Here is a 21,631-nt window from a genome sequence, read left to right as displayed (position 1 = left end):
GAGTGACCTGCCGTCGCGGCGCCCGGACAGCGGACACGCGTATGCCGGAAAGTACGTCCCGTGTGGCACTCGACACCCTCTGGACGCCGCGACGCGGGGAAAGGTGCCTGTATGACAGAGCTCGGTCTGCCCGAAGGAATCCTGGCCTGCCTCTTCGACCTCGACGGGGTCGTCACCAAGACGGCCGTGGTGCACGCGGCCGCCTGGAAGGAGACGTTCGACGCGTTCCTGCGCGAGCGGGAGGGTGAGAACTTCCAGCCCTTCGACGCCGTCACCGACTACCACGAGTACGTCGACGGACGCCCGCGTGCCGACGGGGTGCGCACCTTCCTCGCCTCCCGCGGCATCGAACTGCCCGAGGGCAACCCCGACGACCCGCCGGAGGCGCGGACGGTCCACGGGGTCGGCAACCGCAAGAACGAACTGGTCCTGCAGAAAATCCGTACCGAGGGTGTGGAGGCGTACGACGGCACCCTGCGCTACATCGAGGCGGTCCGGGCCAAGGGGCTGCGCACGGCGATCGTCTCCTCCAGCGACAACACCCGGGAGGTGCTGCGGGCGATCGACGCCGAGCACCTCTTCGACGTACGCATCGACGGGGTGGTCGCGGCGGAGCGCAAACTGCCGGGCAAGCCGCACCCCGACACCTTCCTGGCCGCCGCCCACGACCTCGGCGTCGAGGCCAAGCAGGCCGCCGTGTTCGAGGACGCGATGGCCGGCATGGACGCGGGCCGCTCCGGCGGTTTCGGATACGTCGTCGGCGTCGACCGCGTCGGCCAGACCGAGGCGCTGTACGCGCACGGCGCGGACGTCGTCGTCAAGGACCTCGCCGAGCTGGGAGGCGCCGCGTGATCACCCATCGCTCGTACACCGTCGAGCCGTGGACGGTACGGGAGACGGAACTCAGCCTCGACGTCCTGGCACAGAGCGAGTCCGTCTTCGCGCTGTCCAACGGCCACGTGGGCTGGCGCGGCAACCTCGACGAGGGAGAGCCGCACGGCCTGCCCGGCTCGTACCTCAACGGCGTGCACGAGGTGCACCCGCTGCCCTACGCCGAGGCCGGCTACGGCTACCCCGAGTCGGGCCAGACCATCATCAACATCACCAACGGCAAGATCCTGCGGCTGCTCGTCGACGACGAGCCGTTCGACCTGCGCTACGGCCGGCTCGTCTCCCACGAGCGCACCCTCGACCTGCGCAGGGGGGTCGTGGAGCGGACGTGCGAGTGGGTCTCCCCGGCCGGCTCCACAATCCGGGTGCGCTCCACCCGGCTGGTCTCCCTCACCCAGCGGGCGATCGCCGCGGTGGCGTACGAGGTGGAGGCCGTCGGCAGCCAGGCGCGCGTGGTGATCCAGTCGGAGCTCGTCGCCAACGAGCAGCTGCCGGAGTCGGACGGCGATCCGCGGGCGGCGATGGCGCTCCAGGCGCCGCTGGAGCCGGAGGAGGACTTCGCCTCCGGCAACCGGCTGCGCCTCGTCCACCGCACCCGGCACAGCGGCCTGAGGGTGGCCGTCGCCGCCGACCACGTCGTCGACGGCCCCGAGCGGACCACGACCGCCGTAGAGAGTCATGCCGACATCGCCCGGCTCACGGTCACCTCCGTGCTCGACCCGGGGCAGCGGCTGCGGGTGGAGAAGCTGGTCGCGCACGGCTGGTCCGGCGCCCGTTCCCTGCCGGCGATGAGCGACCAGGTCGACGCGGCGCTGGCGGCCGCCGAGCACGGCGGCTGGCCGGGCCTGGTGGACGAGCAGCGGGCCTACTTGGACGACTTCTGGGCGCGCGCCGACGTCGAGGTGGACGGCGACGAGGAGATCCAGCAGGCCGTCCGCTTCGCCCTCTTCCACGTCCTGCAGGCCGGGGCCCGCGCGGAACAGCGGGCGATCCCCGCCAAGGGGCTGACCGGCTCCGGCTACGACGGGCACGCCTTCTGGGACACCGAGATGTTCGTGCTGCCCGTGCTGACCTACACCTCGCCCGAGGCCGTCGCCGAGGCGCTGCGCTGGCGGCAGAACACCCTGCCCGCCGCCCGCGAGCGCGCCGCCCAACTCGGGCTGCGCGGCGCCGCGTTCCCCTGGCGGACCATCGAGGGCCAGGAGGGGTCGGCGTACTGGCCCGCCGGTACGGCCGCCTTCCATGTGAACGCCGACGTCGCACACGCCGTGACGCGGTACGTGGCGGCGACGGGCGATGAGGACTTCGAGCGCTACTCCGGCGTCGAACTGCTGGTGGAGACGGCCCGTCTGTGGCGGTCGCTCGGCCACCACGACCACCACGGCGCCTTCCACATCGACGGTGTCACCGGCCCCGACGAGTACAGCGCGATCGCCGACGACAACACCTACACCAACCTCATGGCCCGGGCGACCCTGCTGGCCGCCGCCGACGTCGTCGAACGCCACCCGAAGGAGGCGGAGCTGCTGGGCGCCGACGACGAGGAGAGCGCCACATGGCGGGACGCCGCCGAGGCCATGAACATCCCCTACAACGACGAATTCGGCGTCCATGAACAGCACGCGGGCTTCACCCGCTACCAGCGCTGGGACTTCGCCGAAACGCGCCCCGACCAGTACCCGCTGCTGCTGCACTTCCCCTACTTCGACCTGTACCGCAAGCAGGTCGTCAAACAGGCCGACCTGGTCCTGGCCATGTACACCTGCGGCGACTACTTCGACGACGAGCACATCGCCCGCAACTTCGCGTACTACGAGCCCCTGACCGTGCGGGACTCCTCGCTGTCGGCCTGCATTCAGGCCGTCATCGCCGCGCAGGCGGGCCACCTGCGCCTCGCCTACGACTACGCGGCCGAGGCGGCGTTGATGGACCTGGAGGACCTGGAGCACAACACCCGCGACGGGCTGCACATCGCCTCCCTGGCCGGCACCTGGATGGCACTCGTGGTGGGCTTCGGCGGCATGCGCCGGGTCGGCGACACGCTTCAGTTCGCGCCGCGGCTCCCGGAGAAGTTCAGCCGCCTCGCCTTCACGCTGCAGTTCCGCGGCCGTCGGCTGCGCGTGGAGATCGGCCAGCAGAGCGCCACCTACACGCTGCTGGGCGGCCCGGCGCTGAGGATCCGGCACCACGGCGACCCGGTCACGGTGCGCCCGGACGCCCCCACGGCCCGCCCGGTCCCGCCTGTGAAGCCCGGCCCGGCTCCCGAACAGCCCCCGCACCGGCGCCCGAAGGCCCACCACTGACGCGAGGGCGGTGCCCGTCTCCCGGGTGGCTGTCGAGACGTGGAACGGCCGCCCGGGCCGCGTCGTCCGGGTCTGGACGGCCGCCCGGTCCTACGTCAGGACGCTCGCCAGCAGCCGCAGCAGGTCACCCGTGGCGTCGGCGGCGCCGAGGGCCGGAAGGGTGCCCAGGGCGAGGACGGCCGCCGCGACGGGCCACAGGTGCGGGGGCGGCGCGGACTGGAGTGCCGCGATGCGGCGGGTGACGGCGCGGTCGGTGAAGTTCAGCGCGCACGACGGCTTCACCCGCCCGGCGGTGAGCGCCGCCCGGGCCAGCGCGCGGGCGGTGGCGGTACGGTCGCCCACCGCGTCCGCGGCCCGCTCGTCCGCCCAGCGTTCGACGAGGAAGGTGACCGTGGTACGGACCGGCACGAGCAGCGGGTTGGCCGCGACGGCGAGCGTCGCCGCGGTCACGAGCAGCGCGTGCCGGTGGGCCAGATGGGCGCGTTCGTGGGCCAGCAGCACCCGGCGCTCCACCGGCTGAAGCGCACTCAGCATCGCGGCCGTGACCAGGATCCGCCCCGGTGTGCCCGGGATGGCGAACGCCTGCGGGACGGGCGAGGCGGCGACGATCAGTTCGGTGTCCCCGGGGTGCCCGGCACACAGCCGCTGCAGCGCGCGGCGCGTGCCCCACTCCGCGCGGACGGCGCGCCAGAGGCGGTGGGCGACGAGAGCGAGGGCCAGACAGGCGACGATTCCGACGGCCTCGGGTACCGGCTCCGCCAGCCGCCGGCCGTCCTCACGGGCGTCCGCGACGACCGGCGGCGCGTCGTTGACGAGGGTGGCGGCCAGCAGGACGAGGGACCAGACGGTGGCGGCGGCCGTCACCACGGCGGCGGTGGTCAGCACGCGCGCGGCGAGCGCGGGAGCCACCCGCCGGCCGACGGCCGGGCTGATCGCGGCGAGCAGCAGGGACAGCAGCAGCGGGGTGTAGACGTCGACCCTCATGTCGCGCCTCCGCTGAGCAGGTCGCGCAGGGCCCGCTCCTCCTCGGGGCTCAGCCCGGTGACGAACTGCTGCAGGGCGGCGATCGGGTCGGGACCGCGGTCCAGGGCCTGGTGCATCGCCTCGGCGGTCAGCTCCGCCGCGTTCTTCGCGGGCCGGTAGGCACCGCGCCGCCCGTCGACCTCGCGCAGCACCAGGCCTTTGTCGTAGAGCCGCTTGAGGATGGTGTGCACGGTGTTGTAGGCCAGGTTGCCCCCGATCTCCGCCTGGATCTCGGCCGGCGTCAGCGGCCGCTCCGTGGACCACAGTGCCGCGAGGACCTCGCTCTCCAGCTCTCCTGAGCTGCGCCGTTCCACCCTGCCGTGAGGCCCTCTGCCAGCCATGCCCTCAACCTTACAGCGCGTAGGGGCGTCAGGCGTCTGGCGGTATCGCACCCTGCCGCCCCGCCCGGCGCGGGATAGCTTGTCCTTGTTTTCCCTGACGTCTTTCCTGACTCCCGCCTTCAGTCCTACAGGATGTAGGGTGTCAGAGACCCTACATCGTGTAGGGGTGAGGGGTGGAAATGGCCGACGGCGCCAACGCCATACTCGCCGGGGGGCGTCGCTCCGGAGCGACGCTTCCGACCGGCCGTGTCCCGCGGGTCGGCGGCGACGGCCTTCTCGCGGCGGTGGCCGCCGCCTTCACTCTCGCCCAACTCCTCCTCGTACGACCCGGCATGGGCCTCGGCTGGGACGAGACCGTCTACGTCAGCCAGGTCAGCCCCCATGCGCCGGCGGCCTTCTTCAGCGCGCCGCGTGCCCGCGGCGTCCCGCTGCTCGTGGCCCCGGTCGCCTCCTGGTCGTCGTCCACCGCGCTGCTGCGCGTCTACCTCGCACTGCTGTCCGGGCTCGCCCTGTACCTGGCCCTGCGCGTCTGGCGGGACAGGTTCCCCTCCCGCGTCCTGGCCGTCGCCGGAGCCCTGTTCGCCTCCCTGTGGGTGACGCTGTTCTACGGCCCGCAGGCCATGCCCAACTACTGGGTCGCCGTGGGCGCCCTGGTCTGCGCGGGCTGCTTCCTGCGGGCCCGCGCGGACAGAGGCGACCACGCGGCGCTGTGGGGGCTGGTCGTCGGCGCCGCGCTCATGGCGTGGATGCGTCCCATGGACGCGGTCTGGGCGGTACTCCCGCTGCTGGTCCTGGCGGTACTGGAACGTCACTGGCGGCCGCTCGCCGCGCTGCTCGCCGGACTGGTCGCCGGGGCCGCCGAGTGGGTGATCGAGGCCTACGTCAGCTACGGCGGCCTGCTGCAGCGGCTGTCCGACGCCTCCGCCATACAGGGCGGCCTGGGCCGGCACCTGGCCGTCACCGACCAGCTGCGCAGCCTGGGCGGGCGGGCCCTGTGCCGCCCCTGCACCGGTGCGATGCCGAACCCGGTGATCATTGCCTGGTGGTTCGTCCTGCCGCTGCTGGCCCTGCTGGGCCTCGCGGTGGCCCTCCGCGCCCGGCGGATGGCACCGACGCTGGTGCCGCTGGCCTGCGCCGCCACGGCCGCCTTCCCGTACCTGTTCATGATCGGATACGCGGCGCCCCGCTTCCTGCTGCCCGCCTACGCCCTGCTCGCGCTACCGGTCGCCGACGCACTCGTCCACCTCGTCCCGGCACCGAACCGCACCTGGCGGCCGGTGACCGTCACCCTGGTCGCGCTGGGCCTCGCCGGACACCTTGCGGTCCAGTACGCCGTCCTCGCCCACACCGTCGACCGCACGACCGCCGACCACCGCGCCTGGGACCGCACCGCCACCGAACTGCACCGCCTCGGAGTGCGCCCGCCCTGCCTGCTCACCGGGGAACAGGCAGTCCCGATCGCCTTCTACACCGGCTGCTCCTCCGCCGCGACCCAGGGCCACAACGCCAACACCACCGAGGCCGGCATCGAGCGCACGGCACGGAAGATGCCGGTCGCCGCCCTCACCACCGCGCACGGCTCCCCGCCCGCGTACGCCCGTACCTGGCCGTCCCACCGGTTCGGATCCCTGCGCCTGTACGTCGCACCGACGGCGCAGAAGGGCAGCCGCCCATGACGTCCCCGCTCCTCACCGTCACCACCGCCCTGCGCCGACGGGCCTGGTGGCACGCGGCAGCGACGCTCACCGCCCTGCTGTGCGCGGCGTACCTGGCCCGGCGCCACTGGCCCGCGCTCGCGACCGGCGCCGGAAAGCTCGCCGTCGCCGACCAGGGCTGGCTGCTGGTCGGCGCGGCTGCCGCGGGCGCCACCTGGGCGTGCTCGGCGCTCGCCCAGCAGGGTGCGGTGGCCGAGCGACTGCCCGGCGGGCGGCTGGTGGCCGCGCAGTTCGCCGCCTGTGCCGCCAACCACGTGCTGCCCGCCGGTCTCGGGGCGGGCGCGGTCAACCTGCGGTTCCTGATGCGCTGCGGACTGCCCGCCGGCCGCTCGGCAAGCGGCCTCGCGGTCAAGGCCACCGCGGGTGCAGTCGCCCGCGTCGCCCTGATCGCCGTCCTTGCCATGGCCTGTCCCGGCGTCCTGCGGACCCCCCACCTGTCCGCCACGGCCGTGGCCGCCGTCCTGGCCGCCGCCGCGCTGGTGACCTTCCTGCTGAGCGGCCCGCTGCGGCTTTGGTGCCGGCGCGCACTGGCGGCGGTGCTGACCGACATCCGGGCCGTGCACGTCCGGCCGCACCGGGCCGCGGCCCTGTGGGGCGGCTCCCTCGGCTTCGCCGCGGCGCACTCCCTTGTGCTGATCGCCGTCACCCAGGCCGTCGAACTGCCTCTGCCCCCGGCCCGGGTGGCCCTCCTTTACCTCGCCGCGAGCTGCGCCGCCGCCCTGCTGCCCACCCCCGGCGGCATCGGTTCCCTGGACGCCGCGCTCGCCCTCGCCCTCACTGCTACGGGCGCCCCGGCCGCGGCGGCCGCCTCCGCCGTGCTCGGCTACCGGCTCCTGACCGTGTGGCTGCCGCTCGTCCCCGGCCTGGTGGTCCTCGGCGTGCTGATCCGCCGCAGGGCGGTGTGACGCCCGCCGACGTTTCCGGCCGACCCGCTGCAGGTAGGACTCCGTCATTGGCCGGCACACCGTCATCGGCCATGCAGGAGGGGGACAGGCATGACACCGAGCGACACGGGCGGCCGCTTGGGGGACGAGTTCTTCACGCCCGGCACCTCGTCCTTCGCCGAGTTCCTCGCGGCGTACCGCCCCGGGCTGCTGCCCACGCGCCGTCCCTTCCCCGAGGGCGTGCGCGCCGCATCCGGCCGCTTTCCGCACGGCACCACGGTGCTCGCCCTCACCTACCGCGACGGCGTGATGATCGCCGGGGACCGCCGGGCCACCATGGGCAACCTCATCGCCCAGCGCGACCTGGAGAAGGTCCATCCGGCCGACGACCACACCGCCGTGGCCTTCGCGGGCAGCATCGGCCTCGCCCTGGACATGGTGAAGCTGTACCAGGTCGAGCTGACGCACTTCGAGAAGATCGAGGGCATCCCCATGACCCTCAGGGCCAAGGCGACCCGGCTCGCGGGCCTGATCCGGCAGAACCTCGGCCAGGCCATGCAGGGCCTCGCCGTCGTTCCGCTGCTCGCCGCTTACGACACCGGCGCCTCCGACGGCGAGCGGGGCCGCATCTTCGGCTTCGACGTCACCGGTGGCGCCTACGAGAAGCGGGACTTCCACGCCGAGGGCTCCGGATCCCCGTACGCCCGCGGCGCGTTGAAGAAGCTGTTCCACCCGGGCATGTCCCGCCGTGAGGCTGCTTTCGCCGCCCTTCAGGCGCTCTACGACGCCGCCGACGACGACTCGGCCACCGGTGGCCCGGACATCACCCGCCGCATCTTCCCTGTCGTGTCGGTCATCACCGAGGACGGCTTCGAGCGGCTGCCCGAGGCGGAGACGGAGGAACTGAGCCGCGAGATGGTCGAACAGCGCCGCAGCCGCCCGGACGGCCCGGTCGCCGCACCATGACAGGGGCGTGAGCCGGGCCGGGTGAGGCGATCAGGACGCGTGTGCCCGATGACACCGTCGGTCCTCATGACACCGGACGCAGGGAAGGGGCGCCGTACGGGGCGGGGCCGGGCCAACACGTCGGCGGCGGGGGAGCGGCCCGTTCGGGGGAGGCCGGCAGCCGGGGTGGCGGGGGCCGCGAGAGGGAACGGCCTGGGCAGACCGTCGCCGTCGGCGGAACGCGGCAGCCCGTCGCCCAGCCGCTCGTGCGGGTCGAAGGAAGTCGACCGGGGAGCGGCATCCGTTGGCGCGCATCGCCGGGCGCACCGTCCCGCCCGTCCCTGTCGGGCAGCCCAGCACGTCACGCCGGTCGTGAGCGTCCTCGGCCCCCGGGATCGCGGGGCGCAGGCTCCTCCCTCGGCCGTTCGCCCGTCGTCGTCAGGTCGGCCACGAGACCGGAGGGCAGCCACCAGGCTCCCGCGCACAGGCACACGCCGAGCCAGCCGACGGCGAACAGCCAGCCTCCGACCACGTCGGTGAACCAGTGCACCCCGAGATACACGCGAGTCAGTCCGACCAGTGCGCCCCAGCAGCCGACGGTCAGGCGGATCGCCGTCCGGCCGCGCGGGGCGCGCACGGACATCGCCAGGATCACCAGCCCGGCGGTCAGGGCCGCCGTGGTGGTGTGACCGGACGGGAACGCCCACCCCGAGGCGTGTGTGTCCCAGTCCTGCTGCGGCGGACGCGGCCGGGCGACCAGCTCCATCACGCCGTACCGCACCGCCTGGCCGACGGCGAGGCAGGCGAGGCCCAGGGCCGCGGCGAGAGCCCGCTGCCGCGCGGTGCGTCCCACGGCGATCGCCGCCAGCGCCACCAGCAGGTACGGAATGACTCCGGTCCCGGTCGCGGTCAGTCCGCGGGCCACGGCCACCGCCGCCTCGGGGCGGTGGCCGTGGGACCAGGACAGCAGGTAGTCGTCCAGGGGCAGCGGGCCACCGTGGCCGCCGACGACCAGCCCGAGCACGGCGAACGCCGCCCAGGCGCCGAGCGCGATGCTGCCCGCGAGGTCGGCGGTCTCCCGGTGCCTCATGGCACCAGCAGCGGCCGCAGCCGGGTCGCGGTGATGCGCCGGGCCAGGCCCTCCGGCCATCGCCCCAGCACCCGCATCCCGACCAGGGCCACCAGGCCGCCGACCACGATCCCGGCCACGACGTCGTGCGGATAGTGGACGCCGACCCAGACCCGCGAGACGGCCATCGCGGCGGCGGCCACGGCCGCGACCGCACCGAGCCGACGGGAGACGAAGAACAGCGCCACCGCGGCCGCGGCGGCGATGGCAGCGTGGTTGCTGGGGAAGGACCAGTCGGTCCGTGCCGGGCATGCCTCCAGCGTCGCCCTGTGCAGGGTGCGGCAGGGCCGCACCTCGCGCACGACGAGCTTCAGCAGCAGGTCCACGGCGTAAGCGGCGACCACGACGACCGGCACGGCCAGGGCCGTCACCGCCGCGGCGGCGCCCGCCCGGCGGGCCCGCCACCAACCCACGGCCATCAGCACCGCGAACACCGCCAGTCCGTACGACGACCACGCCGACACCACGTCGTCGAACCATGCGGGGGAGCGGCGGGCCAGTTCCACCACGTCGGTGTACGCGGAGCCGTCGATGGACGAGCCCGTCAGGGCCAGGATCATCCGCGCGCCTCCTTCGCCTTCGTGGCCCGGCGGGAGCGCAGCACCTCGGAGGCGAGCGGGATCAGCGACACGATCACGATCAGCCCGATCACCGGCAGCAGGTACTTGTCGATGCTGGGGATCGACGAGCCGAGCGCATAGCCCGCGAGGGTGAGGCCGATGCTCCACACGAGGCCGCCGACGACCTGCCACACGGTGAACGTGCGGACCGGCACGCCCAGGGCGCCCGCCATCGGGTTGAGCACCGTCCGCACCACCGGCACGAAGCGGGCCAGCACGATCGCCTTCGCCAGTCCATACCGCTCCAGCAGCTCCTCGGCCCGCTTCGCGCCCTCGTGCAGGCGCTGCGAGCGGCTGCGGGCGAGCAGCGCGCCGCCCGCCCTGCGGCCCAGCAGATAGCCGCACTGCGAGCCGACGAGCGCGCCCACGGCGGCCGCGACCAGCAGCGGAGCCAGCGACAGCTTCACTCCCCGGTCGGCCGTGCCCGTGCACAGCAGGCCCGCGGTGAACAGCAGTGAGTCGCCGGGCAGGAAGAAGCCGATGAGCAGCCCCGTCTCGGCGAACATCACCACGCCGACGCCCAGCACGCCGAAGGCGGCCAGCAGCGACTGGGCGTCCAGCACGTTGACAGCGAGCTGCGACGACAGGTACGGGGGTGCGATCATCGTCGCGAGCCCTTTCGGTCGGGTCGGCGGGCGCGCACGGAACGGCGCGCCCAGCATGTGACTACACATCTGTAGACCGTCTACTGAACTGTAGACGATAGCGGGTCGCACATCGTTCCCGTGATCGACCCGGCGGGGTGACCCGGTTGGCCCGAGGGCTCTTCGTGGGGGGAGAGTGGGCGCGCGCCCGCGCGCTCCGACTTTTACCTTCCCATGACTACTTCATGACCGACCGACTATACGCCTGTAGTCATGATGGGTCGCGAAGTAAGGCATGCCTTGTCTAACTCGGCCTGGGGTGGCCGGGGCGGCGTGCCGGGGAGGGCCGCACCGCATGTGGGACGACGCGTTTCCGAGCTTCCTGATCGGACTGCGAGAGGGACTCGAAGGCGGACTCATCGTCTCCATCCTGGTCGCCACCCTGGTGCGCGCCGGCGCCAAGTCCCGCCTGCCGCAGGTGTGGACCGGCGTCCTGGCGGCGATCGCCGTCGCGATGAGCTTCGGCGCGGTGCTCACCTTCACCGCCGCCTCCCTCTCCGCGACCGCGCAGGAGGCGTTCGGCGGCACCCTCAGCGTGGTGGCCGTCGCGTTCGTCACCGCCATGGTGTTCTGGATGCGCCGCTCGGCCCGCAGCCTCTCCGGCGAGATCAAGGAGAAGGTCACCGGCGCGCTCGCCATGGGCGCGGGCATGCTCGTCGTCACCTCCTTCCTCGCGGTGGGCCGCGAGGGCCTCGAGACTGCCCTGTTCCTGTGGACCACCGCCCGTGCGGCCGGCGAGTCCGCGGGGCCGATGACGGGCGCCGCGATCGGCCTGGTCCTGGCGGCCGGCCTGTGCTGGGGCCTGTACCGGCGGGTGCTGAAGATCAACCTCACCAGGTTCTTCACCGCTACCGGCGCCGTGCTCATCGTGATCGCGGCCGGCGTCCTCGGCTACGGCCTGCGTGACCTGCAGGAGGGCGGGGTGCTGCCCGGCAGGGCCGCGTACGCCGTCGACCTCAGCGGCAGCGTCGACGCGGGCTCCTGGTACAGCACCCTGGTCCAGGGCGTGTTCAACCTGACCCCGACGATGACGTGGCTCCAGGTGCTGAGCTACATCGGCTACCTCGCCGTGGTGATGACCCTGTTCGTCCGCGGGGTGCGTGCCACGGCGGCCAAGCCGGCTATGGACCCGCGGAAGGCGAAGGCCGAGGACGAGAAGAAGCCGACGCCCGACGACCAGAAGGAGCCGACGCCCAACGACGGGACGAAGCCGAAGCCCAAGGACGGGAGGAAGGAGACGGAGCCGGCGGCGCCGTCCGCGGCCCGCCGTCGCCCCGCCTGGGTCGTCCCCGTCGCCGTGGTCGCCATCCCCGCGGTCGTGGCGGGGGTCGTCGTCGCCCTCGGCCGCCCCAAGCCCGCGGGCGCGCAGACCGTCGCGGTCTCCGAGACGGAGTGCGGCAAGGGCTTCACCGCGCCCAAGCCGGGCCGGCAGACCTTCCAGATGCACAACACGGGGTCCAAGACGTCCGAGGTGTACCTCATCGACCCGGCCACCAACGCGGTCTACGGCGAGGTCGAGGGCCTGGCCCCCGGCACCACCCGCGACCTGGTCGCCACCGTCGCGGGCGGCACCTACGCCTGGCGCTGCGTGCCCACCGGCGGCACGGCCGTCACCTCGAAGGCGGTCCGGGTCAGCGGCGGGGGAGGGGCCAGGGCGGTCGTCCCCGTCTCCGAGCAGGACCTCGCCACCCCCCTGAAGCAGTACAAGCAGTACGTCGGCCAGGGCCTGGCCACCCTCGTCGCCCAGACCCGCAAGCTGAACGGCGACATCCGGGGCGGCCACCTGGATACGGCCCGTACCGACTGGCTGAGCGCCCACCGCACCTACGCCTCCCTCGGTGCCGCCTACGGCACCTTCGAGGACTTCGACCAGAAGATCAACGGCCGGCCCGACGGCCTGCCGGGCGGCGTGCGGGACAAGGACTTCACCGGCTTCCACCGGGTCGAGTACGGCCTGTGGCACGGTCAGTCGGCGGACGAGCTCAAGGCCCCGGCCCAGCGGCTCGCCGACGACGCCGCCGGCCTGCAGAAGGCCTTCCCCACCCAGGACTTCGCCCCGGGCGACCTGCCGCTGCGCGCCCACGAGATCCTCGAGAACACCCTGCAGTTCGAGCTGACCGGCGACGCCGACCAGGGCAGCGGCACGGAGCTCGCCACCGCCGACGCCAACCTCGCCGGCACGCGCGAGCTGCTCACCGTACTCAAGCCGCTGCTGACCACCCGCGCCCCGCACCTGCTCCCGACCGTCGACGCGGACGTCGCCCGACTGCAGAAGCTGCTCGACGCCGCCCACCACGGCGACACCTGGACCCCCGTGGACCGGCTCGACGAGACCGCACGGGCCCGGCTGAACGGGGCCACCGGACAGCTCCTCGAGGACCTCGCCCCCATTCCGGACCTGCTGGAGATCCGGAAGTCCGCCTGATGACCGCACAGCGCGCCGAGAACATACGCACCGAAGGGAACCGCTCCATGCCGTCCGCCGAAACGCCCGCCCTCCGGGGCGGCTGTCCCGCCGGTCCCGGCCGACGCTCCTTCGTGAAGACGGCCTTGGGGGCCGGGGCCGCGGGAGCCGTCCTGGCAGGAGGCGGCTTCGCCCTCAGCGAGACCGGCACCACCGAGGCCCACGCCGCGGACACCGCCAGCGCAGCGAAGGTCCCCTTCCACGGCGTCCACCAGGCCGGCATCGTCACCCCCGCCCAGGCCGCCGCCACCTTCGTCTCCTTCAACGTCATCGCCGAGGGGCGCAAGGAACTCGCGGACCTGTTCAGGACCATCACCGAGCGGGCCCGCTTCCTCACCGCGGGCGGCGCCCCCCAGGACCTGGGCGTCGGCGCCCCGCCCTCCGACAACGGCATCCTCGGCCCCGTCGTCCCGGCCGACGCGCTGACGGTCACCGTCGGCGTGGGCGCCTCCCTGTTCGACGACCGCTACGGCCTGGCCAAGGCCAGGCCGCGTCGGCTGACGCCCATGAGGACGTTCCCGAACGACAACCTGAACGCGGCCGAGTGCCACGGCGACCTGTCCCTGCAGATCTGCGCCAACCGGCAGGACACGGTGCTGCACGCGCTGCGCGACATCGCCCGGCACACCCGCGGCGCCATGCAGATCAAGTGGCGCATCGACGGCTTCCAGAACGCCCCCCGCCCCAGCGGCGCCCAGCGCAACCTCCTCGGCTTCAAGGACGGCATCGCCAACCCGGACGTGACCTCGGCCAGGGACATGAACCGCCTGGTCTGGGTGGGCGACGGCCAGGGCGAGCCGTCCTGGGCCACCGGCGGCAGCTACCAGGTCATCCGGATCATCCGGATGCTGGTGGAGTTCTGGGACCGGGTGTCGCTGACCGAGCAGGAGAAGATGTTCGGCCGCCGCAAGGACACCGGCGCTCCGCTGGACGGCGCCAAGGAGACCGACGTCCCGAACTACGCCAAGGACCCGCACGGCACGGCGATTCCGCTCGACGCCCACATCCGCCTCGCCAACCCGCGCACCGCCGCCACCGACACCTCCCGCATCCTGCGCCGCGGCTACAACTACGACCGGGGCGTCGACAACGTCGGCAACCTCGACATGGGCCTGGTCTTCTGCTGCTACCAGCAGGACGTGCACCGGCAGTTCGAGGCGACCCAGACCCGGCTGATCGACGAACCCCTCGTCGACTACATCTCCCCGACGGGCGGCGGCTACTTCTTCGTCCTGCCCGGCGTCCGGAACTCCTCCGACTGGTTCGGCCGGGGACTGATGGCCGCCTGACCGTACGGCGACTTTCCCCTCCCATGGTCAAGACCAGTCATGGGCTTTACCGCGCATGAGTTGCCCGTACGCGGCCTCGGCACAAGGCTGTGTGTCGCAGCCGCTCGCACCGTGCGCCCGATGGAAAACCCTTTTCGATGACGGCCGCCCCTGACTCCACTCCGACCCTCCCCGCCGCGGGCGCGGCGAAGCCCTCGCCCTGGCACCGCGTCCGGATCTCCGTGACGCGGCAGGCGTGGATCAGGGTCGGCGGGACGGCCGCCGCAGCGGCGTCACCGCATGCGCCCGCGGCATGCGGCACGCCTTCGACGCTCAGCCCCAGGTCTCCCCGGTGACCAGCCGGGGCCCGAAGTGACGCGCCGCCACGGAAACGATCGCCGGGACCGGGCCCTCCTCCAAGGCGTGCTTGAACGTGTGGACGACGCACGTGCGCACCGGATGGACCGGCCCGCCCGGCTCCCAGTGGTCGCAGGTGGACAGCGGCCGCTCCTGCGGCCGGGCCAGGGCGAAGCAGACCAGCATCGTGCGGTGGTCCTCGAACGACAAATGGTCGGCGATCGCCCGGTTGGTGAAGTCGAGCCGGTCGAAGACGACCGCGACGTCCTGTTCCCCGTACGGCGCCCGCGCGAGGGCGGGCAAACACGTCGAGGACCGCGCCCCCGCGGGCGAGCAGCCGCGCCCGCTCGTGCGAGTCGCCCCACGGCGGCGGGTCGTCGTCCCGCAGGTCGGCGGGCCGCTCCTCGGAGCACAGCAGGCTGCCCACGGGCGGCCGGTCCCAGCGTGCCTCCCCGCTGACGCTGCCCCAGTTCAGGCTCGCGTTGACGCACAGCTCCCCCGCGAGCAGCGCCCAGGGCGTACGGACCACCCGCTCCCGCGCCAGGTCCACCACGAGGCGCCCGAAGACCTCCCGGTCCACCACAACCGGCTCGGCGGGCGCGACGAAGGCGTCGGTCCAGATTCCCATCGGAGGGGTTGCAACAACGCCGATCCGCCCGCCGTCAACGGATTTCGGCCTCGCGGACGCCGGTCACGAGGGCAGCCCCAGCTCCTTGCGCCACCTCACCAGCTGCTTGACCGGGTCCCCGGTGTACGACCACGGGGTGCGCGTGGCCCGGCGGCCCAGCATCCGCAGCAGCGCGGCGCCGATGTCGGTGGCGCCGGCGTAACAGGCGGCGTGCGCCAGGTAGTTGAGGTCGCGCAGCTCCACCGGGTCCACGGCGACGTCGCCGCGCCCCTGGATCCAGCGCTCCCAGGTGCGCCGTACTTCGCCGACCGCCCCGTCGTGGTTCCAGTGCTGCCCGAAGCCCATGGCGGCCTGCTGCCCCTTCGCGCCTTCCAGGACGTAGCGGAACTCCTCGACACGGGCGTACTGCACCAGCACCGGCAGCGCGCAGCCGGGTGGCGCCACTCCCGCGGCGTCGCGGGCGAAGTCGTACATCAGGCCGTGCGTGCCGTGCCAGCGCGCGGAGTAGTAGCGCAGCACCTGCAGGTGGCCCTCGACGCTGTAGCGGTCGCGCCGGTGCAACTCGTCCCACCAGCGCGCCAGTTCCTGCTGCCGTACTCCGGCCGGATACAGCCGGGCGACGGAGATCAGCGAGATCCACGGCGTCGGATCCTCCGGGCAGGCCTCGGCGGCGTGCAGACAGGCCAGCACCGCGGCGTCGACGCGGCTCTGCTCGATGGGCACGCCCCGGCCCGCCGCGATGGCCAGGTTGAAGGCCCGCGCCGTCTCCGTCGCCGCCCGCAGCACCAGAGCGTCGGCGCTGCGCGGCTCGGCGGCCAGCCAGGACTCGGCCGTCGAACTGCCCGCGCACGCCTGCGCGAGCAGCCGGATGCGGTGACCTCGCACGGGCCAGTCGGCGCCGGTCGTCCGCAGCAGGTCCCGCAGGCCCTGCCAGCGGCCGATGACGATGTCCTGGCGGGCGGAGGTGAGGGGTGCATCCCCGCAGTCGGGGTCGAAATCGGGGGTGTAGCGGTCTCGCGCCATCGGGTTCTTCCTCAGAAGTCGGTGGGGAGACCCTCGTACAGACGGGACTGGTCACTGGTGTGGCCGCCGGGGACGTAGTCGGCCTCGACGGTGCGGGCGGCGTCCAGCTTCGCCGGCCGGTAGTAGTCGCTGCCCTGCCGCCAGTACCACAGCATCGGCACCAGTCCCACGGCGAGCCCGCCGATGCCGATCGCGACCGCGGCCGAGCTCAGCTCGCCCAGCGACTCGACGAAGATCCAGAACATGAACAGGGCGCCGAGCAGCGGCCACAGCCCGCCGAGGACGAAGTTGGCCGCGGACTTCAGCAGCATCCTGCGGTAGGCGACGACGACCGCGAGGCCCGCAAGCCCGTAGTAGACGGCGATCTGCAGGCCGATCGCCGAGATCGCGTCGGAGAGGATGTCGCCCACCGTGCCCAGCGCGTTGGAGGCGATGAACATCGCCAGCGCCACCGCGCCCACCACGGCGATGGCGACCCACGGCGTGTTCCAGGTGCGGTGCACGCGGCCCAGCGCGGACGGCAACGTGCGGTCGCGGCCCATCGCGAACAGCGAGCGCGTGACCTGGATGAGCGTGGTCTCCAGGGTGGCGATGGTGGACAGCATCACGGAGACGATGAGCAGCCTGCCGCCCCAGCCCGGCCAGATTTCCTCGCCGAGCACGGCCAGCACGTTGGCGTCGTTCTCCTGGATCTGCTGCGAGGAGAGGATGACGTTCACGGCGATGGTGAACACCTCGAACAGCAGGAACACGATGCCTACGCCGATCAGGCCCGCGAGGCCCGTCGTACGGCGGCTGTTGCGGGTTTCCTCGCTGAGGTTGCTGGTCACGTCCCAACCCCAGTAGTAGAACGCGGCGATGAGCGCACCGGAGGCGAACCCGGCCACCCCGTGGAAGTGGCTGAAGCCGAGCCAGGACCAGTCGAAGGCGCGGGCGTTGCCGGTGTGGAGGAGGGCGAGGACCGCGAACAGCGCCAGGACGGCGAGCTCGACGCCGGACATGACCAGCTGGGCCCGCACGGTGAGCCGGGCGCCGCCGAGTACGACGAGCAGCATCACCACGAACCACGCCGCGCCGACCACCGTGGACAGGGCCGTGTCGTCGGCCAGCTTGTCGTCGAACAGGGCGAGCGTCATCGACCCGGCGGGCAGCGACCCGGCCACCATGAAGATGGTCGCCGAGATCACCAGCGCCCAGCCGCTGATGAAGCCCAGAAAGGGGTGCAGCGTCCGACCCACCCACGAGTAGCTGGCGCCCGCGTTGACGTCGATCCGGCTGAGGTAGCTGAACGCCAGAGCGATGCCCAGCATCGGTATCGCGCAGTACAGCAGTGCGGCCGGACTGGCCGGTCCCACCGCGCCGACCAGGACCGCGGTGGTCGCCGCGAGTGAGTACGCCGGGGCGCTGCCCGCCACGGCCATCACCACGGTGTCGAACGTACCGAGGGCATTGGCCTGCAGCCCTCTGCCCCTGCTGTCGCTCATGGATGTGCTGCTTTCCGTTGTGCACGACGCAAGGGCGGGACGGCCCAGACGGCGTAGGGGGGTGGGGGGTTGGCCCGGCGCGGAGCCGCCCGAGGGGTGGCCTCGGGCCGGGGGCCGGAAAACAAGGGGTGGGTACCGTCCAGCCGCTGCGTCTGCGCAAGGTTACGGCGTGTGTGGGTGTGATGATAGCTGGGCTCGTTTGGCTTTCAAGATTGACCGGAGGGTAATTCTCCGTTCGCTGTCCGGAGTTCAACCCGGTGCCCTGGCCAAGTACTTTGCAGGAGGACGCCGTGCCGCTGGACCTGCAGGACGCGGTGGACGAGCGGACCTACGACGACACCCTCGACGAGGGGTACTCCCCGCCCGAGAAACCCTGGGCGTGACCAAGTACGTTCACGACCGCCGCCGAACAGCACGAGGGCGAGAGCCTCGACCAGCGGCTGGCCCAGGAGCAACCGGACGTGGGGGAGCCGGAGGGGCAGACTTCGCGCTCTTCCTCACTACGCTCGAAGTCTTCGCCACCAGCGGGTTCCCAATCTGGGAACGCGCGCGGACCACCCAGACCGACGACGCCGACGTACCGGGGGTGTGACGAGGATCGTTAGGTGGCCTCTCCGCCCGATACTCGGCCCCGAGGTTGTCCACGCCGGCCGTCCCGGCCGGCCGAAACAGCGCCTCACCCGTGAGAAGGCGTCGGCCGGGCTCCTCGTCGGACCGGCAGGCGCATACTGGTGATGATGAGAAAGCCAACCGTAACCAAGCGTCATCTGCCTACCAGCCCCTTCAAGGCCCCGACCACGCCACCTTGCGAACGATTCGCCGTCGGAAACCGGGTCACACATGATGTGTACGGCCTCGGCCGGGTCACCGGCATCGAGGATGGAATCGCAGTGCTCGTCGATTTCGGCTCACAGCAGGTACGAATCACGAGTCCGTACACCAAGATGACCAATCTCTGAGATCGCTGCGCCCGGCCGAGGCGGCAGCAGGTGATCATCCTCTCCTCGGCACCCGAACCGCACCTCCCCCACGTCAGTCTGCTCAACATCCCCGCACCGAAAGGGAGACGTCCCGTCGACACGACCTCGCTGTTCTCCGAACCCGAACCGGCACCCCTCCGCGTCACGACAGGAGCACCGCCTCCGACCAGGAACCTCTTCCAGGCCCCGGACTTCGAGGAGGCCACATCTGGAGCCTCCACCACCACGGCCGCAGACCCCGGTACTCAGTAGCTGCTGCGCGAGCCCTCCCCTCCGTCGGCACAGCCCCCGTCGGCTCGTACAGGTGGTTCACCGGGAATCTCCACACGTCAACGCGGGACGTCCATACGGCGCGAGCCGCGTTTCAGCAGGGCAGCGAGTTCCGTCGGTTCCTCATGTCGGGGCGGTCGACGATGGCGACCCGGCGGCCCAGCTTGGCCGCCGCGATGGCGGCCTTCTGGCCGCCCGGGCCGGATCCGATCACGAGCATGTCCACGAGCATGTCGAAGTCGGGCACCCTCCGGAGTGTGACAGCACGAAGGGCCCCTCCGGAAGGGACCGGAGCGGTGCTCCGGTCCCTTCAACCGCGGCGGGCGGCGGCCCGCCGCGTGCTAGGGCAGCAGCTTGTCCAGGGCGGCCGGGCCCTCCTCGGCAAGCTTGCGCTTGGCCCACTCCAGGTTGCGCGGGGTGATGTCGCGGCCCGCGGCCAGCACCAGGTCTTCCGGCGAGACCTCGGTGCCGGTACGGGCGTGGAGCACCTCGTCCGGGGTGGCGTGGTCCCCGAACGTGCGGGGTGCATCGGGTTGTGGCGTCGACATGTGTCCTCCTCGGGTCCAGCCGGGTCCCTCCTCGGGGCCGGACTGCGGCGCCCGTGCTTGCGGGACCGGGACCTTCTCCCACGATTGCCCTCCGGGCCGCGCCCTGCATCCGGAAGGGCGGACGCACCTGCCGGCCCGACCCGGTCCGCTGTAGGGGTACCTGCCTGCTGCCGCGAAAAACCTCCGCCCGGTTCGCCCGTCCTAAGCTGGAAGCTGTCCGCGCGCGCCCAGACAGGGAGGCTGCTGCGATGGCCGACACTCCGAGCCCACAGACCACACCGGGCGCGCCCCGCTACCTGCCGATCGCCGAGCACGGCCTGATCGGCGACCTGCGCAGCGTCGCCCTCGTCGGCACCAACGGCACGATCGACTGGTACTGCTGTCCCTCCTTCGACGACCCCAGTGTCTTCGCGTCGATCCTGGACGCGGAGCGGGGCGGCTGTTTCGAGCTCGCCGCGGCCCAGGGAGCGAGGACCAAGCAGTTCTACTTCCCCGACACCAACGTGCTGATCACCCGGTTCTCCACCGAGGACGGCGTCGGGGAGGTGCAGGACTTCATGCCGGTGACCGGCGACTCGGCCGAGGTCGCCCGGCACCGGCTCATCCGGCGCGTCGTGTGCGTCCGGGGAACCATTCCGTTCCGGGCACGGGTGGCCCCGCGGTTCAACTACGGCATCGACCCGCACACCGTCCGGATGACCGGGGCCGTGGCCCTGTTCGAGTCCGCGGACCGGTCGCTCGCCCTCACGGCCACCGTGCCGCTGGAGACCGACGGCTCGGACGTGCGGGCGGACTTCAAGCTCGCCGAGGGGGAGTCGGCCGTCTTCGCCCTCGACCAGGTCGGCGGCGACGTGACGCCGCGCCGGTGTGCCCGCACCGAGGCCGAGGAGCAGTTCTCGGCCACGGTCGCCTACTGGCGGCGCTGGCTGTCGCAGTCCCGCTACCGTGGCCGCTGGCGGGAGATGGTCCACCGCTCCGCCCTCACCCTGAAGCTGCTCACCCACGCGCCGACCGGCGCCATCGTGGCCGCACCCACCACGAGCCTGCCCGAACAGCTCGGCGGCCAGCGCAACTGGGACTACCGCTACGTGTGGATCCGGGACGCGGCCTTCTGCGTGTACGCGCTGCTGCGGCTCGGCTTCACCGGCGAGGCCGAGGCGTTCATGCGGTTCCTGACCCGGCACATCAGCCCGGGCGACGGCAAGGCGGCGGGCCCGCTGCAGATCATGTACGGCATCGACGGCCGCACCGAACTGCCCGAGCGCGAACTGGGCCACCTCGAGGGACACCAGGGCTCCGCCCCGGTCCGGGTCGGCAACGCCGCCGCCGACCAGCTCCAGCTGGACATCTACGGCGCCCTCATCGACTCGATCTACCTCTACGACAAGTGGGCCCAGCCGATCTCCAGCGACCAGTGGGACGACGTGTGCGCGCTGGTGGACTGGGTCTGCGACCACTGGGACCAGCCCGACGAGGGCGTGTGGGAGACCCGCGGCGGCCGCAAGAACTTCCTGTACTCGCGCCTGATGTGCTGGGTGGCCGTCGAACGCGCCATCCGGCTGGCCAACCGCCGCGGCCTGCCCGCCGACCTGCCGCGCTGGCGGCAGTGCCGCGACACGATCTACCGCCGGATCATGAAGCACGGCTGGTCCGTGAAGCGGCAGGCGTTCGCCCAGTACGAGGACGGCGACGTGCTGGACGCCGCCGTCCTGATGATGCCGATGGCGAAGTTCATCGCGCCCACGGACCCCAAGTGGCTGTCCACCCTCGACGCGCTGACCGAGGAACTGGTCTCCGACTCCCTCGTCTACCGCTACGACCCGCAGGCCAGCCCCGACGGGCTGCGTGGCGACGAGGGCACGTTCTCCATCTGCTCCTTCTGGTACGTCGAGGCCCTCACCCGGGCCGGCCGCCTCGACGAGGCCCGGCTGGCGTTCGAGAAGATGCTGACCTACGCCAACCACCTGGGCCTGTACGCCGAGGAGATCAGCAACACCGGAGAACAGCAGGGCAACTTCCCCCAGGCCTTCACGCACCTGTCCCTGATCAGTGCCGCCTACAACCTCGACCGTGCCCTCGGCTGAGCCCGGCGGCGAGCTCGGGGCTTTCCCGCT

At 72.3% G+C, this 21,631-nt stretch carries 18 protein-coding genes and 2 pseudogenes; 10 read left to right on the top strand and 10 right to left on the bottom strand.

Annotation, left to right across the window (positions count from 1 at the left end; translation table 11 throughout):
* The first annotated feature begins 111 nt into the window (after nucleotides 1-111).
* Together ABZV31_RS19545 and ABZV31_RS19540 are read left to right on the top strand one after the other, a co-directional pair.
* Nucleotides 112-852 carry a beta-phosphoglucomutase family hydrolase gene (locus tag ABZV31_RS19545; protein ID WP_355895222.1) on the top strand — a complete coding sequence of 247 codons (741 nt, stop codon included), beginning with the start codon at nucleotides 112-114 and terminating at the stop codon, nucleotides 850-852.
* Entirely contained in the window at nucleotides 849-3,194 is a 2,346-nt protein-coding gene (locus tag ABZV31_RS19540; RefSeq protein WP_355895219.1) for a glycoside hydrolase family 65 protein, read from the top strand. Before ABZV31_RS19545 ends, ABZV31_RS19540 begins: the two co-directional genes overlap by 4 nt.
* 90 nt (nucleotides 3,195-3,284) lie before the next feature.
* On the opposite strand, the gene ABZV31_RS19535 is transcribed toward ABZV31_RS19540, so the two are convergent.
* Both ABZV31_RS19535 and ABZV31_RS19530 read right to left on the bottom strand, forming a co-directional pair.
* Nucleotides 3,285-4,178 (bottom strand): M48 family metalloprotease, encoded by an 894-nt coding sequence (locus tag ABZV31_RS19535; RefSeq protein ID WP_355895216.1) that lies wholly within the window; start codon nucleotides 4,176-4,178, stop codon nucleotides 3,285-3,287.
* The gene (locus ABZV31_RS19530; RefSeq protein ID WP_355895213.1) at nucleotides 4,175-4,558 is read right to left on the bottom strand and encodes a BlaI/MecI/CopY family transcriptional regulator; all 384 of its coding nucleotides are present in this window, start codon (nucleotides 4,556-4,558) and stop codon (nucleotides 4,175-4,177) included. The genes ABZV31_RS19535 and ABZV31_RS19530 overlap by 4 nt, the downstream gene beginning before the upstream one ends.
* A 179-nt stretch (nucleotides 4,559-4,737) precedes the next feature.
* Here ABZV31_RS19530 and ABZV31_RS19525 point away from each other — a divergent pair, with 179 nt between their 5' ends.
* The 3 genes from ABZV31_RS19525 to prcB all read left to right on the top strand — a co-directional run bounded on the left by ABZV31_RS19525 (nucleotide 4,738) and on the right by prcB (nucleotide 8,123).
* Nucleotides 4,738-6,234 carry a hypothetical protein gene (locus ABZV31_RS19525; protein ID WP_355895210.1) on the top strand — a complete coding sequence of 499 codons (1,497 nt, stop codon included), beginning with the start codon at nucleotides 4,738-4,740 and terminating at the stop codon, nucleotides 6,232-6,234.
* Nucleotides 6,231-7,178 (top strand): lysylphosphatidylglycerol synthase domain-containing protein, encoded by a 948-nt coding sequence (locus ABZV31_RS19520; protein WP_355895207.1) that lies wholly within the window; start codon nucleotides 6,231-6,233, stop codon nucleotides 7,176-7,178. The genes ABZV31_RS19525 and ABZV31_RS19520 overlap by 4 nt, the downstream gene beginning before the upstream one ends.
* A 90-nt stretch (nucleotides 7,179-7,268) precedes the next feature.
* Nucleotides 7,269-8,123: a proteasome subunit beta gene (gene prcB, locus ABZV31_RS19515; protein ID WP_355895204.1), complete on the top strand. Its 855-nt coding sequence runs from the start codon at nucleotides 7,269-7,271 to the stop codon at nucleotides 8,121-8,123.
* 340 nt (nucleotides 8,124-8,463) lie between these two features.
* Here the strand turns inward: prcB and ABZV31_RS19510 are convergent, their stop codons facing one another.
* The 3 genes from ABZV31_RS19510 to ABZV31_RS19500 are packed head-to-tail and all read right to left on the bottom strand — an operon-like array spanning nucleotide 8,464 to nucleotide 10,456.
* Entirely contained in the window at nucleotides 8,464-9,192 is a 729-nt protein-coding gene (locus ABZV31_RS19510) for a phosphatase PAP2 family protein (protein WP_355895202.1), read from the bottom strand.
* Nucleotides 9,189-9,791 carry a phosphatase PAP2 family protein gene (locus tag ABZV31_RS19505; protein ID WP_355895200.1) on the bottom strand — a complete coding sequence of 201 codons (603 nt, stop codon included), beginning with the start codon at nucleotides 9,789-9,791 and terminating at the stop codon, nucleotides 9,189-9,191. Before ABZV31_RS19505 ends, ABZV31_RS19510 begins: the two co-directional genes overlap by 4 nt.
* Entirely contained in the window at nucleotides 9,788-10,456 is a 669-nt protein-coding gene (locus tag ABZV31_RS19500; RefSeq protein ID WP_355895197.1) for a DedA family protein, read from the bottom strand. The genes ABZV31_RS19505 and ABZV31_RS19500 overlap by 4 nt, the downstream gene beginning before the upstream one ends.
* Nucleotides 10,457-10,790: 334 nt before the next feature.
* Between ABZV31_RS19500 and efeU the strand changes: the two genes are divergently transcribed.
* Nucleotides 10,791-12,920 carry an iron uptake transporter permease EfeU gene (efeU, locus tag ABZV31_RS19495; protein WP_355895195.1) on the top strand — a complete coding sequence of 710 codons (2,130 nt, stop codon included), beginning with the start codon at nucleotides 10,791-10,793 and terminating at the stop codon, nucleotides 12,918-12,920.
* A gap of 47 nt (nucleotides 12,921-12,967) precedes the next feature.
* Complete coding sequence (gene efeB, locus ABZV31_RS19490) at nucleotides 12,968-14,248, top strand: iron uptake transporter deferrochelatase/peroxidase subunit (RefSeq protein ID WP_355895193.1); 1,281 nt, start codon at nucleotides 12,968-12,970, stop codon at nucleotides 14,246-14,248.
* A gap of 312 nt (nucleotides 14,249-14,560) precedes the next feature.
* On the opposite strand, the gene ABZV31_RS19485 is transcribed toward efeB, so the two are convergent.
* From ABZV31_RS19485 to ABZV31_RS19475, 3 genes are all read right to left on the bottom strand, one after another.
* Nucleotides 14,561-14,887, bottom strand: coding sequence for a hypothetical protein (locus ABZV31_RS19485; protein WP_355895191.1), 327 nt, complete (start codon nucleotides 14,885-14,887; stop codon nucleotides 14,561-14,563).
* Between the two features lie 388 nt (nucleotides 14,888-15,275).
* The gene (locus ABZV31_RS19480; protein ID WP_355895188.1) at nucleotides 15,276-16,235 is read right to left on the bottom strand and encodes a hypothetical protein; all 960 of its coding nucleotides are present in this window, start codon (nucleotides 16,233-16,235) and stop codon (nucleotides 15,276-15,278) included.
* Nucleotides 16,236-16,246: 11 nt separating this feature from the next.
* Nucleotides 16,247-17,719, bottom strand: a complete 1,473-nt coding sequence (locus tag ABZV31_RS19475; protein WP_355895187.1) for an APC family permease — start codon at nucleotides 17,717-17,719, stop codon at nucleotides 16,247-16,249.
* 257 nt (nucleotides 17,720-17,976) lie between these two features.
* Here ABZV31_RS19475 and ABZV31_RS19470 point away from each other — a divergent pair.
* A pseudogene (locus ABZV31_RS19470) lies at nucleotides 17,977-18,192 on the top strand (hypothetical protein); the annotation flags it as partial.
* A gap of 264 nt (nucleotides 18,193-18,456) precedes the next feature.
* Nucleotides 18,457-18,678 carry a hypothetical protein gene (locus tag ABZV31_RS19465; protein ID WP_355895185.1) on the top strand — a complete coding sequence of 74 codons (222 nt, stop codon included), beginning with the start codon at nucleotides 18,457-18,459 and terminating at the stop codon, nucleotides 18,676-18,678.
* A gap of 415 nt (nucleotides 18,679-19,093) precedes the next feature.
* Here ABZV31_RS19465 and ABZV31_RS19460 read toward each other — a convergent pair.
* Nucleotides 19,094-19,216 (bottom strand): annotated as a pseudogene (locus tag ABZV31_RS19460) (FAD-dependent oxidoreductase); the annotation flags it as partial.
* 94 nt (nucleotides 19,217-19,310) lie between these two features.
* Nucleotides 19,311-19,517, bottom strand: coding sequence for a hypothetical protein (locus ABZV31_RS19455; protein WP_355895183.1), 207 nt, complete (start codon nucleotides 19,515-19,517; stop codon nucleotides 19,311-19,313).
* 248 nt (nucleotides 19,518-19,765) lie between these two features.
* Between ABZV31_RS19455 and ABZV31_RS19450 the strand changes: the two genes are divergently transcribed.
* A complete protein-coding gene (locus ABZV31_RS19450) occupies nucleotides 19,766-21,601 on the top strand; it encodes a glycoside hydrolase family 15 protein (protein ID WP_355895181.1) in 1,836 nt (611 codons plus the stop codon).
* Nucleotides 21,602-21,631 lie beyond the last annotated feature (30 nt).

This window comes from Streptomyces sp. NPDC005202 (assembly GCF_040608235.1).
GTDB lineage: Bacteria > Actinomycetota > Actinomycetes > Streptomycetales > Streptomycetaceae > Streptomyces.
This window is presented reverse-complemented; position numbering and strand designations above follow the sequence as displayed.